This is a genomic window from Homoserinimonas sp. A447, assembly GCF_054489325.1.
In genome coordinates this window covers 1,241,091-1,253,334 of the sequence record NZ_JBTMWW010000001.1, presented here as the reverse complement: position 1 = coordinate 1,253,334, position 12,244 = coordinate 1,241,091, and the positions used below count along the sequence as shown (strand labels likewise).

Sequence of the window (12,244 nt, the reverse complement as noted above, 5' to 3'; positions counted from 1 at the left end):
GCTTCGTACCCCCGAACGGGGGTCAAAAGCATTGACATTTTCTCCGAGTGCGCAGAAGGTTGTTGACGTGTAACTCACGCAGCGTTGCCCCTATTAGCGCTGCTGACGTTGAATGATCATTTGCTATGAGGAACGATGCCCTACGTTCTTGGCGTTGATGTCGGCAACAGTTTCACCACTGCGGCCACCGCCCACTTCAACACGGACAATCAGCTGTTCGCCGCGCATCCGGTCCAACTCGGGCTGACGAGTGACCCGGTTCCGTCGGTTGCCTTCGTAACGGACGACGGACTGGTGCTCATCGGCGAGGCGGCAGAGGAAGCCGGTCTCAACCGACCAGAACGCCTGGTTCGCGATTTTCGCCAGCGGGTTGGCGACCCGGTACCCATCGCCGTCGATGAGCTTCGCGTGGTCGCGGAACAGGTATTCGCGCTCGTGGTGGTCTGGGTGGTCGGCCGCACCGAGGAACGCGAAGGTGCGCCGCCGAATGCCATCAGCATCACCCATCCGACGGGCTGGGGTGACTACAGGACCGAGCAAGTGCGCGGCGCGCTTGCCGACGTCGGACTGACGGATGTCAGCCTCGTCAGCGAAGCCGAGGCCGCGGTTCTCAGGCATTCCACTCGTCAGGCGGACGGGCCGGGCGGCGTCGTCGCGGTCTATGACCTGGGCGGGAGCACCTGCGACGTCACCATTCTGGAGGAGGGCGCCTCGGGCAGTTGCCGTGTGCTCGGAGATCCGGGCCATGTCGAACGGCTCGGAGGCACCGATTTCGATGAGCTGGTATTCCGTCGTGTCTCCGAAAGGGCATGCTTCGCGCCCACCGAGATCGACCCCGCAGACGAGGATGCGCTGCAGGCCTTCCGAGACGTTCGCCGGGCGTGCACCCGGGCGAGGGAGACGCTCTCATTCCGGACGGAAGCGACCGTCCCGGTCGCCCTTCCGGGCATTCGGACCGCAGTGCGATTAATGCGCTCGGAGTTCGAGACCATGATCGATGGCGCCGTCCGCGAGAGCATCGACCTGTTCGACCAGGCACTCGAGGCAACCGGGCTTGCAGCCGAAGATATCGGTTCGGTTCTCCTCGTCGGCGGCGCATCCCACACTCCATTCGTCGCCCGACAGCTTTCCGGCCAACTCGACAGGCCGGTCATCACCGACTCCGACCCGGCCGCCGCACTCGCCCTCGGTGCCGCGCAGACAGGTGCAATAAGCATGCTCGCCGCCCGCGCTGCTGAATCAAAGCTCAACCAGCAGCCCCCTGTCCCGGTTGAACATCCGTCACCCAGCAAGAAGGTGCGCCATGGCGTGCGCCGTCAAGTGGCGGCCGCCGTGCCGCACCCATTCCGCCTCGGGCCCAGGGCTGCACGGGCTACCGCGAGAGCGGTTCCGGTCGGAGCAGCGGCAGTTGTCGCGGGTTTGATCCTGACGGTGGTCGCAGCCCAGGGTGCCGGGTTCAGCGCGCTGTCCCAGGGGCAGAACGGACGGCCAGACATGGGTGCTGGCGAATGGTTCAAGCCGGAGTCGCTCAGAGCGGACGGAATCCCGGGATTCCCGTTCGGGGTCGGTACCGGCGAGCCCGACGAGAAAACGGATGCCACGCCGTTCCTCACCCCGCCACCTCAAGCCGGCGCCGCCGAGCCTGGCCCCCAGGCGAAGCGCGCGCCGTCCAGGAGCCGACAACAGGCAACCGATGAAGCCACGCGGGCGTCGTTGCCACAACCGACTGTCACGAAGCCCAGAACCCAGCCCCCTCCGACAACAACGGCGGACACCACGCCAGCGCCGCCTCCGGAGCCGGAGCCCGGACCTGTACCAGATCCGGTTCCCGACCCGCCACCGGACCCAGTGCCTGACCCTGATCCGGATCCGGCACCAGAGCCCGAGCCCGTTCCTGAGCCCGTGCCGGAGCCGGTTCCTGACCCGGATCCTGAACCCGTTCCTGAACCCGTTCCTGAACCCGTTCCTGACCCGGATCCTGAACCGGCCCCTGTCATCGAACCCCCGGCAGACCCGGTGGTGTGAAAACATGGCTGCCGAACCATCACGCGTAAGGTCACTGCGATCGGTGCGCGGAACCGCCGCCAACGCAGGGGCATCCGCGCAAGGCGAGGAGCACGAATCGGCGGCTACCATCGGCCTCCACTCCCGAGTTGAGATCGCCGCCGCCGCCGAGGCCTCGTTGCGCCGACCGGTGCCGCAGGCGTTCATCGACCACGTTGCCGATATGACCGGTGGCGTGCCCTGGCTGGTACAGCTGGTACTCGGTTCGGCAGTGGACGATGGCATCGAAGTCCATTCGAAGCAGGCTGCCTCGCCTGGCCTGATCGGCATGCTCGGCTACGAGCTCGACACAGCATACGGCGAACTCCGGGAACTGCTTCTCGCCCTCGCGGTCGGCTTCGACCTCTCCGGCCGGCTGCCTCCGAATCTCGAGGGCGACGGTGGCAGAGTCGACGACTTGATGACGAGGGCGCGGGCTGCGGGGCTGGTGCTGGCGCACGGACGGCTGGTTCCCCTCGTGCGTCAAGCCCTGCTGGAGACCACCCCGGCCTATCGGGTGCGTTCGCTCCAGCTGGCGTTGGTGGACGCGGTGCTCGCTGAGGGACGCCCCCTGGGGGATGTCGCTGAGGCCCTGGCGCGTGCCGGCCTAAGGGACCCGAGAGTCGCGACCACGCTGGAGCGGGCGGGCGACAGCGCGCTGAGCACCAGGCCCGCGGTCGCGTTCACGCTGTACGACGAGGCCGGGGCGGCCGGCTGCGACGAACTATCCATCGCGGCGCGGCGTGCGCAGGCAGCATCCGCCCTGGGCGACCTGGACCTTGCCGCGCGGATTCTCGACGACCTCCTGACCCGCGAGAATGCGCCAGACCTCATCAGGGCTGTCGATGTCGCGGCTGCCGTATGGGCGCAGCGAGGGATGCTGCAGCGAAGCGCGGAGATATACGGCTGGCTCGGTCCCGACCGGATCGGCTCCTCCGCACCCCTCGCCGCAGTCGCCATGATCGGTGTCGGAGATCCGGAAGGAGCCGACGCGATGCTGGCTGCGGCGCCCACCAGCAGCTCACCCACACTGGTCTCGGTAGCGGTCTCGCTCATGGGGCAGGGGCTGCGCAGTTCGGTGAGCGGTTCGGTCGACGCCGCGCTTCCGGCGCTGATCCGTGCCTCCGACATGATGACGGCTTCTGGGGTGGTGACGCCGGTTCCCGAGCTGCCAGCAGCACTGGCCACGTTGGTCGCCCTGCACAGTGGCGAACTACCAGTCGCCGACTCGATCCTGGAGCGCGCACTCGCCGGGGAGCAGGGGGGGTCTGCCGCGCGGCAACGGCTGCAGTTGCTGCGGTCCTGGGTCGCGATGAATGCGGATCGCTCTGAGCTGGCGCGGGCCGGTATCGATCAGGCAATGGCGGATGCCCGGAGACTCACCCCCCGCAACGAGCTGCTCTTCCGGGCGCTGGAGGTGGGGCTGGCGCGACGGGCGGATGATGCGCCTGCGCTGGTGCGCGCATGGCAGCGGGCAAGGGAGAGCCTCCTGCATGTGCCGATCGACCTGTTCAGCCTGATGCCGCTTGGCGAGCTGATGGTGACCGCCACCCGGCTGCGAGACTCCGCCTGGCTTCAGGCGCCGTTGGCGGAGGCGTGGGCTCTCCTCGACCGGCTGGGCAACCCGCCACTGTGGTCGGTTCCGCTGCACTGGTCTGCTGTGCAGTCCGCGATCCTGGCCGACCGGCCTAAGGAACTTGTGCCTCACGCCGCTGCCCTGGTTCGGGCATCCGCCGACAGCCATCTTGCCTCGGTGCTCGCCGCTGCCGGCCGAGCGTGGGTGGCCGTCCGCGCCGGTCAATTCGAGGTCGCAGCTGTGGAAGAAGCGGCCCGGGGTCTGGCATCCGTCGGACTCACCTGGGACGGTTCCAGGCTGGCCGGGCACGCGGCAGCTCGCACGGCGGAACGCAAGGACATGGCACGACTGCTGGCTTGTGCGCGAAGCCTTCGTCCGAGCACCGCGACAATGAGCGCTTCTGCGCAACCGCACCAATCCGTCGGAACAACTGCCGCTGGGGTTGCAGGGTCGCGGGACAAGGCCGGGTTGAGCGCCCGTGAGCGCGAGGTCGCGCGGCTTGTCCTGGAAGGAAACACGTATGAGGAGATCGGCGAAACGATCTTCATTTCACCGCGCACCGTTGAGCACCACGTTGCCCGGATCCGCCGGCAGCTGGGTGTCGCCACTCGGTCGGAAATGCTTGCCGAACTGCGTGTCGTGCTGGGCGAAGACGGGGCCTAACCCCTATCGGGTCCGCCCAATCCCCTAACGCGACGCGGCGCCAGCCCGCAGCAGTGCGTCGGCGGCAGGGGGTCGGTCCCCGATGTCTCCTTTGCTCTGTGGCGAATACCTTCTGGTGCAGAAGCCGGGTAATTCTGCTCGGCACCCGTGAATTTCAAACTGAAGGAAATCCTCATGACCGCCATAACCACCATGTTGCTCGACTTCCTGTTGAGCCTGCTCGGGGATCCCGAAGCAGCGGCCGACTTCCTCGACGATCCCGAAGGAGCCCTCGAAGACGCCGGGCTGGGCGACATTACCGGCGATGACGTCGACGCGGTGATTCCCATCGTGCTCGACTCATCCACCATCAACAGCTCGTTCGACCGCGAATACAACACCGGCGGTGACGGCACCGGCAACACCGGCGGCGCCAGCGGCGGCGGTGGCGGTGCTGGAGTCGGCGCCCTGCAGGACAACGCCAACGCGGTCCAGCAGTTGACCCACATCGTCAACAACTACTCCTACAACGACACCATCACTGACCTGTCGGTCAACCAGAATATTTGGACTGACGGCGACGTGACCCAGATGTTCGACAACGACGCGATGATCGCCTCCGGACACGGAGCGGCCGCTGCCGGTGAAGACGCGATGGTCGACAACTCGACCGACGACTCCACCGACAACTCGACGAACGTCACTGCCGGAGAAGGAGCCAACGTCGCGATCGGGAACACCGACAATTCCGATAGCTCGGACAACTCCGACAACTCTGACAACTCTGACAACTCTGACAATTCCGATAACTCGGACAACTCGGTGGACAACTCGGACAATTCGGACAACTCGGTGCACATGGACATCGACCTGGCGGACTCGCTGAACGACAGTTCGGACAATTCCACCGACAACTCGGACAACTCAGACAATTCAGACAACTCCGACAACAGCGACAACTCCACCAATGTCGCCTTGGCGGATTCGCTGAACGACAATTCGGACAACTCCGATAATTCGACGGATGACGACATCGGTGTCACGCTGACGGACTCGCTGAATGACAGCTCGGACAACTCCGACAACTCGGACAACTCTGTCGACAATTCGACGGATGACGATATCGATGTTGATGTCGACCTGACGGATTCGCTGAACGACAACTCCGACAACTCCGACAATTCGGATAACTCGGACAACTCCGTCGATAACTCGACCGACGACGACGTTGATGTCGATGTCGCCCTGGCAGACTCGCTGAACGACAACTCGGACAACTCCGACAACTCGGACAACTCGGACAACTCCGACAACTCGACGGATGACGACATCGGCGTCACCCTCAACGATTCGCTCAACGACAACTCGACCGAGACGGAAACCGAGTTCGAGACGGACATCGACGTGGAGTTCGATGAGTCGTTCAACGACGACCACTCGACCGACAATTCGCTTGATGTCGAAGACAACGTGGTGATCGTGCCCGATATGGATCCCATGTCCTAACCTGCGAGAAAAGTAACACCTGGCAATTACCCGACACCCGCCCAGTAGGAGCATTCGCTTCCTACTGGGCGGTTGTGTGTGGTCTGATGGAGGGGTCAGAACCTGAAGGAAGCCTCGTGGTTGAGCTTGTCAAGTTGGTGGACAAAGGCATCGAACTTGTCAGCGCGGGGGAACGACCGGATCTGCGACGGCGCCTGGAGCAGACCAGGCGACGCCTCCTCGACCCGAGCACCCGCGTTGTGGTCGTCGGCGAGTTCAAGCAGGGCAAGAGTTTGTTGATCAACGCCCTGGTGAATGCGCCGGTGTGCCCGGTCGATGACGACATCGCGACATCCGTGCCCACCGTGGTCAGGCACGGCACCGTGCCATCCGCCGCCATCATGTTCGCTAAAGGCGGTGGTTCGCCAGCCGGTGGGGAGCAGTCGCTGGAAAGCGAGGTGATCCCTATCGAGACGGTCGCTGAGCATGTGTCGGAGAAGGGGAACCCCGGAAACCGCGACAACCTGGTGGCCGCCGAGGTCTACCTCCCACGTGAGATCCTCTCGGGCGGGCTCTCGCTCGTTGACACTCCCGGCCTGGGCGGGCTCGACTCCGTGCACTCGCTGACCACCCTCACCACGCTGCCGACAGCGGATGCCATGCTGCTGGTCTCCGACGCGTCGCAGGAATACACCGAACCTGAGATCCAATTCCTGCGCCAGGCGATGCGCATCTCACCGAACGTGGCGTGTGTGCTGTCGAAGATCGATCTCTACCCACGTTGGGAAGAGGTCGCGAAGCTGGACCGCAAGCACCTGGACGACGTGGACCCGGACATCCCGCTGTTCGCGGTCTCCTCAGAGTTGCGGTTGCAGGCCGCCCGGCTCGAGGACGAGGAGCTCAACACCGAGTCGGGGTTCCTTCCCCTGATCAGGTATCTCCGGGCCGGCATCCTCGGCCAGGCGGAGCGGTTGCAGCGCCGGTCGGTCGCGCTCGACCTGCGCTCGATCACCGAGCATCTTCAACTCTCGCTGCAGTCAGAGCTGGCCGCGATCGAACATCCGGAGAGCATGCCGCAGATGATCGCGGAGCTGGAGACCGCCAAGGAACGGGCGGATGAGCTCCGGCGCCGATCATCGCGGTGGCAGACCACGCTCAACGACGGTGTGTCCGACCTGATCTCCGACATGGAATACGACCTCCGCGACCGGATGCGTCGCATCCAGCGGGACGCGGAGCGCGCCATTGACGGAGCCGATCCCGGCCCGATCTGGCAGGAGACCGTCGAATGGCTGGACCAGCGAGTTGCGGCGGCGGTTTCCGACACCTTCGTGTGGACGAACGAGCGGGCACAGTGGCTGTCGGAACAGGTCGCCGATCATTTCAATCGCGACGAAGTGCAGTTGCCCCGGCTGTTGCACATCGACAGCACAGAAGACGTGCTCGACCCGGTGCAGCCGGTCGACACGCTCGACTCGGGGAAGCTCAGCGTGGTGCAGAAGCTTTTCATCGGCATGCGCGGTTCCTACGGCGGCGTGCTGATGTTCGGCCTGCTGACCGGTCTCGCCGGCATGTCACTGATCAACCCGATCTCCATCGGCGCAGGAATCCTGATCGGGGCAAAGGTGTACAAGGACGAGCAGGATGCCCGACTCAAGCGCCGCAGGGTCGAGGCGAAGGCTCTCGTGCGCAGCCACATCGATGACGTCATCTTCCAGGTCGGCAAGCAGCTGAAGGACCGCCTGAGACTCGTACAGCGTGGCACGCGTGACCATTTCAGCGAGATCGCGGAGGAGCACCACCGCTCGCTCGGGGCATCCGTCATCGCCGCGCAGAAGGCGGCCACCACGTTCAACCAGGAGAGCGACCAGCGCGTCAAGGAGATCAAGGCGGAGCTGGCCAGAACAGTCGAGCTGCGCAAGAGCGCGCTCGCGCTGGACCCGAAGCCGGTGAGCGCGGTGCAACCGTGAGCCGGATGCTGCGTGAAGCGGTTTTCCGCCTGATTCGGGATGCGATCGAGGTTTACCAGGACGATCCGATCGCCGTGCGCCTGCTCGAGGGACACGTGCGCCGGCTGGAGGAACCGCTGCGCATCGCTGTCGCCGGCATGGTGAAGGCGGGCAAGTCGACGTTGATCAATGCGGTGCTGGGGGAGGAGCTGGCACCGACCGATGCGGGGGAGTGCACCACGACCGTGATGTGGTTTCGCTACGGCGACGGGCCCCGCGCATCCGTTCATCCGATTGTCGGCGAACCGGAGGACTTGCCCATCCAGCAGGTCGACGGGCGGCCGACATTCGACCTCACCGGCATCCGCCCAGCGGACGTGCGCCGAATCGTGGTCGAGTGGCCGGCCGAGAGCCTGCGCAACCTGATTCTCATCGACACTCCCGGGATCGCCTCGTTGTCCGGGGAGATCTCGGAACGCTCGAACCGCTTCTTCATCCCGGAAAACGGGTCGTCGGAGGCTGACGCGATCATCTACGTGCTGCGGCACCTGCATCAGGCCGACCTGACCTTCCTGAAGTCGCTTCGCGAAGCCGCCGGCACCCAATCCGGTGCGGTCAACGCCCTCGCAGTGCTGTCGCGGGCCGACGAGATCGGGGCCGGCCGAATAGACTCCCTTCTCGCCGCCCGCGACATCGTCAAGCGCTACCGGAATGACGAGACCCTGCGCTCCCTGGCGATCGGCGTGCTGCCGGTCGCGGGCAGGCTCGCACAGACGGCGCGAACGTTGCAGCAGCCCGAGGTGGAGGTCTTGGCCGAGCTTGCCGCCCTTGACCGGAAGACACGCGAGCGGATGCTGATCTCGGCCGGCCGGTTCGTGCAGGCACAGGGCGCAGCGGTCGGAACCATGGAGGAAAGACGTGCCCTGCTCGACCGTTTCGGGCTGTTCGGGATCCGGCTGGCCACCGTGCTCATCCACAGCGGCTTCTCCGAGCCCGAATCACTGGCACGCGAATTGGCCCGCCGCAGCGGACTCGATGACCTGGTAAGCCTGATTGCCACCCAATTCCGGGTGCGCGACGCCCAGCTGAAGGCCCGGGCGGCCATCGTCGGCGTGGAGAACCTGTTGCACCAGCATCCGCGTCCCGGTACCGATTCGCTCGCAACGACCATCGAACGCATCCTGGCGGAGACCCACGAGTTCCGTGAGCTGCGGCTGATGGCCACCGCCCACACCTCCGGCATTGCGCTGCCGCCCGAACTCACTGCCGAGATGCTTCGACTCGCCGGCAGCCAGGGACTCTCCCCGGTGGAGAGGCTGGGACTGGAGCCGGATGCGCCCCCGGCCGAAGTGCACTCCCGTGCGCTGTCCGAGGTACACCGTTGGAGGGCCAGATCGGAGAGCCCGCTGACTGACCGAGCCACGGCAGAACTGTGCCGAATAGTGGTGAGAAGTTGCGAGGGCATCCTGGTCCAGCCCGGCGACGGCTCAGGTGTGCCAGCGACGACGTCTCTTCTTCTGGGCGCGGAACCAGGTGCTGGCGCCCGGGAAGAGGCTTAGCACCAGCCCGGCGCCGGCGAGCGCCAGCTCTGCCACCAGGCTGATTCGGAGGTAGAGGCCCTCCTCGCCGGGGGCAATCAGCAGCGCATCGGCGATGAGCAGGACGCCGGCGTTGGCGAACAGGATGAGCATGAGCGCCCACCGCGCCCCACCGTGCCCGCGCATCATCGCCCGCAAGGCAATCGCCTCGATAACGATCACCAGCACGAGCAGGCCCAGCGTTCCCCAGAACACGAGTGATGCGAGCGCGGTGAGCGTTTCGGAGTCCCGCTCCGGGGCAAGGTCGGTGACCAACTCACGCAAGCGCTCCAATTGGTCATCCCGGGAGACAAAGGTGAAGAGGATCACGATGAAACCGGCAGCGAAGCTGACCAGCCACAATGTGCGCGCCGCCTTCACCTGACGGGTCGGAACGATCGGCTGGAGTACCGGCGCCGGCGTGCGGTCCGACATTTCCGGTCTCGGCGGCTTGTCCAATGGCACGCCGGCCCGCGTCAAAGGCAAGCCGTCTTCGTTGGGCTCGGTGGCATCCGTTTGTGGAGGCATGCAGGCAATGTACCCCCGACTCGGGTCATGCCGGGCAGCGTGCCGCGAGCGCTACGCTGCGGCGCCGTTGGCGCGGGCACGCGCGACCACCTGCCCGCGGGCGGAGGTCGGGAAGCGCTCGAGCATCGCACGCACCTCAGGAGCGTCGACATCGGCGCCGAACAATTCGGTGTGCGGCTCCATGCGGATGCCTTCGGCGAGTGGTCCTGCGATCACCGGGTCGAAACCCAGGGAATCGACCAATGCCGCGACGGTCTCCAGCTCGGCCGGGTCATCCCCGGCGATGGCCAGCGCCTTGCGCCCGGGCTCGCCGGCCGTGCGGGCCTCGTCTTCCAGGTCGTGGTACCCCATGTGGTTGAACGCCTTGACGACCCGCGAGTCAGGAAGGAACTCCTGCACGATTTCGCTGGAGGAGGTTCGTGCGTTGGTGAACTCGTCGCGGATACCGTCGACTTCCCACCAGTAGTTCATTGCGTCGATGACCAGTTTTCCGCGCAACAGTTCGGCGGGGACGGTGCGGTACTTGCCGAGGGGGAGCGCGAGGATGACCACGTCGGCGTTGGTGGCGACATCCGCAGCGGTGCTCGCGACGGCCCCTTCGCTGAGAACGTCGACGGTGAGCGCAATCCTCGCCGGGTCACGCGATCCGGCGATCAGCACGTGGTATCCCGCCGCGACGGCGAGACGGGCCAGCACGGTGCCGACCTTGCCGGCGCCGAGGATGCCAATCGTCGTGATCTCAACCATGTCAGCCCAGTTTTTCACATTTGGCTGGAAGCAGGCATCCGTAGCGCTCGTCGGCTGCGTCACTAGACTTCGGACATGGGCAGCTGGAAGCATTCTGAATCGATCATGGTGTCACGCCCGGCGGAGGAGCTTTACGCCCTCGTCTCCGACGTGACACGCATGGGGGAGTGGAGTCCGGTCTGCACCGGGTGCTGGTGGGACGATGACACCCGTGGTGTCGGGGCGTGGTTCACCGGTCGCAACGAAATGCCCGGGAAAACCTGGGAGACACGGTCCCAGGTGGTGGCGGACGAGCCAGGCCGCGAGTTCGCCTTCGTGGTCGGCGGCAACCGAACCCGCTGGGGCTACACCTTTGAGCCGACGGGTGACGAAACGCGGCTGACCGAGTCGTGGGAGATTCTCCCGGCCGGTGAGGAGTACTTCCAGGAACGCTTCGGGGCGGATGCCGAGGCGGAGGTCCAGCAGCGTGCGGACACGGCGCGCAGCGGCATCCACGACACCATCGCCGCCATCAAGAAGGCTGCAGAAGCCCAGTAACGTTCGGAGATTGGTGGCGGCATGGACGAGAAACCGACGCGTGCAGTTCTCGAGGGGTTTCTGAAGGCCTTCAACGACCACGACCTGGATGCCATCATGGGCTACTTCGCGGACGATTGCGTGTTCTACATGCCGAGGGGTGCGAAGCCTCGCGGTGATCAGTATCGGGGTAAGGCAGAGGTTCGCGCTGGTCTCGCGAAACGGTTCCAGGGCATCCCCGACGTGCACTATGGGAACGACCAGCACTGGTTCTGCGGCGACGATCTCGGTGTCTCCGAGTGGACGCTCACCGGTACCGCCGCCTCGGGCCAGCAGATCGAGGTGCGCGGGGTCGACCTCCTGGAGTTCGACCAACACGGCAAGATCATACGCAAAGACTCATTCTGGAAGATCCTCGAGTGAAGCGGCGGGGTCGCGCCTCCGGTGAATATGCTGGCAGGCATGGCCCGTTCCCGCTTGGACGCCCGCGCCGAGCTGCTCGCGTTGACGAAACGCGGCCTCGACTGGGATGCGCCGGAACGCGACCGCGATGCCCTGGGCGGAGCCAGACAGGCAGCTGTGCTGGTGTTGTTCGGCGTGCTCGATTCGGTGCCTGCAGCGTCGCCCGGACGGGTGCCAGCCGACCTGGACGTGCTGCTTCAGCGCCGCGCAGCCACCATGGGACACCACCCGGGGCAGATCTCGTTCCCCGGCGGAGGGGTTGAGCCGTCCGACGTCGATGCCACGGCAACAGCATTGCGCGAAACCGTTGAAGAGACCGGACTCGACCCCACCGGGGTCGAAGTGCTCGGAACCCTCCCGGTACTCGGGATCCCGGTCAGCAACAACCTGGTCACGCCAGTGCTGGCATGGTGGGAACGTGTCTCGGAAGTCGCAGCAGTCGACCATCGGGAGGCAGTAGAGGTATTCCGGATGCCCGTGGCTGACCTGCTCGCACCAGCCAACCGGGTGACGCTGGTACTGCACAACGACCGCGAGGTGTTCAACTCGCCGGCCTTCCAGGTCGGCGACATCCTGGTGTGGGGGTTCACGGCGCTGGTGCTGGACCGGATGTTCACGGCGCTGGAGTGGACGGTGCCATGGGACGACCATAGAACGATTGAACTTCAGTAGGCGACGAGCCCTGAACAGAGTCAGTGGGGCACGGCGGGATTCGCGGT

Annotated in this window: 10 protein-coding genes; 8 read left to right on the top strand and 2 right to left on the bottom strand. The window is 65.4% G+C overall.

Annotation, left to right across the window (positions count from 1 at the left end; genetic code table 11):
• Nucleotides 1–135: 135 nt before the first annotated feature.
• From ACX3O0_RS06060 to ACX3O0_RS06040, 5 genes are all read left to right on the top strand, one after another.
• On the top strand, nt 136–2,025 hold the full coding sequence (locus tag ACX3O0_RS06060; RefSeq protein ID WP_459107119.1) for an Hsp70 family protein: 1,890 nt from the start codon (nt 136–138) through the stop codon (nt 2,023–2,025).
• A 43-nt stretch (nt 2,026–2,068) separates the two neighbouring features.
• Nucleotides 2,069–4,282 carry a LuxR C-terminal-related transcriptional regulator gene (locus tag ACX3O0_RS06055; RefSeq protein WP_459107118.1) on the top strand — a complete coding sequence of 738 codons (2,214 nt, stop codon included), beginning with the start codon at nt 2,069–2,071 and terminating at the stop codon, nt 4,280–4,282.
• 174 nt (nt 4,283–4,456) lie between these two features.
• Nucleotides 4,457–5,767: an IniB N-terminal domain-containing protein gene (locus tag ACX3O0_RS06050; protein WP_459107117.1), complete on the top strand. Its 1,311-nt coding sequence runs from the start codon at nt 4,457–4,459 to the stop codon at nt 5,765–5,767.
• 86 nt (nt 5,768–5,853) lie between these two features.
• Complete coding sequence (locus ACX3O0_RS06045; protein ID WP_459092023.1) at nt 5,854–7,716, top strand: dynamin family protein; 1,863 nt, start codon at nt 5,854–5,856, stop codon at nt 7,714–7,716.
• A gap of 5 nt (nt 7,717–7,721) precedes the next feature.
• Nucleotides 7,722–9,254, top strand: coding sequence for a dynamin family protein (locus ACX3O0_RS06040; protein WP_459107116.1), 1,533 nt, complete (start codon nt 7,722–7,724; stop codon nt 9,252–9,254).
• On the opposite strand, the gene ACX3O0_RS06035 is transcribed toward ACX3O0_RS06040, so the two are convergent.
• Nucleotides 9,183–9,800 carry a hypothetical protein gene (locus ACX3O0_RS06035; protein WP_459107115.1) on the bottom strand — a complete coding sequence of 206 codons (618 nt, stop codon included), beginning with the start codon at nt 9,798–9,800 and terminating at the stop codon, nt 9,183–9,185. The two genes, ACX3O0_RS06040 and ACX3O0_RS06035, sit on opposite strands and share 72 nt — an antisense overlap.
• A 51-nt stretch (nt 9,801–9,851) precedes the next feature.
• On the bottom strand, nt 9,852–10,547 hold the full coding sequence (locus ACX3O0_RS06030; RefSeq protein ID WP_459107114.1) for an NADPH-dependent F420 reductase: 696 nt from the start codon (nt 10,545–10,547) through the stop codon (nt 9,852–9,854).
• A 75-nt stretch (nt 10,548–10,622) separates the two neighbouring features.
• Between ACX3O0_RS06030 and ACX3O0_RS06025 the strand changes: the two genes are divergently transcribed.
• From ACX3O0_RS06025 to ACX3O0_RS06015, 3 genes are read left to right on the top strand one after another with little or no spacing between them, the layout of a single operon-like run.
• Nucleotides 10,623–11,084 (top strand): SRPBCC family protein, encoded by a 462-nt coding sequence (locus ACX3O0_RS06025; RefSeq protein WP_459107113.1) that lies wholly within the window; start codon nt 10,623–10,625, stop codon nt 11,082–11,084.
• Between the two features lie 21 nt (nt 11,085–11,105).
• On the top strand, nt 11,106–11,486 hold the full coding sequence (locus tag ACX3O0_RS06020) for a nuclear transport factor 2 family protein (RefSeq protein ID WP_459107112.1): 381 nt from the start codon (nt 11,106–11,108) through the stop codon (nt 11,484–11,486).
• Between the two features lie 39 nt (nt 11,487–11,525).
• Nucleotides 11,526–12,197, top strand: a complete 672-nt coding sequence (locus ACX3O0_RS06015) for an NUDIX hydrolase (RefSeq protein ID WP_459107111.1) — start codon at nt 11,526–11,528, stop codon at nt 12,195–12,197.
• The last annotated feature ends 47 nt before the right edge of the window (nt 12,198–12,244 follow it).

Excerpts from the sequence above, each read along its gene's own strand:
- ACX3O0_RS06060 (WP_459107119.1), top strand. The coding sequence starts at position 136 with ATGCCCTACGTTCTTGGCGTTGATGTCGGCAACAGTTTCACCACTGCG.
- ACX3O0_RS06050 (WP_459107117.1), top strand. The coding sequence starts at position 4,457 with ATGACCGCCATAACCACCATGTTGCTCGACTTCCTGTTGAGCCTGCTC.
- ACX3O0_RS06045 (WP_459092023.1), top strand. The coding sequence starts at position 5,854 with ATGGAGGGGTCAGAACCTGAAGGAAGCCTCGTGGTTGAGCTTGTCAAG.
- ACX3O0_RS06040 (WP_459107116.1), top strand. The coding sequence starts at position 7,722 with ATGCTGCGTGAAGCGGTTTTCCGCCTGATTCGGGATGCGATCGAGGTT.
- ACX3O0_RS06035 (WP_459107115.1), bottom strand. The coding sequence starts at position 9,800 with ATGCCTCCACAAACGGATGCCACCGAGCCCAACGAAGACGGCTTGCCT.
- ACX3O0_RS06030 (WP_459107114.1), bottom strand. The coding sequence starts at position 10,547 with ATGGTTGAGATCACGACGATTGGCATCCTCGGCGCCGGCAAGGTCGGC.
- ACX3O0_RS06025 (WP_459107113.1), top strand. The coding sequence starts at position 10,623 with ATGGGCAGCTGGAAGCATTCTGAATCGATCATGGTGTCACGCCCGGCG.
- ACX3O0_RS06020 (WP_459107112.1), top strand. The coding sequence starts at position 11,106 with ATGGACGAGAAACCGACGCGTGCAGTTCTCGAGGGGTTTCTGAAGGCC.
- ACX3O0_RS06015 (WP_459107111.1), top strand. The coding sequence starts at position 11,526 with ATGGCCCGTTCCCGCTTGGACGCCCGCGCCGAGCTGCTCGCGTTGACG.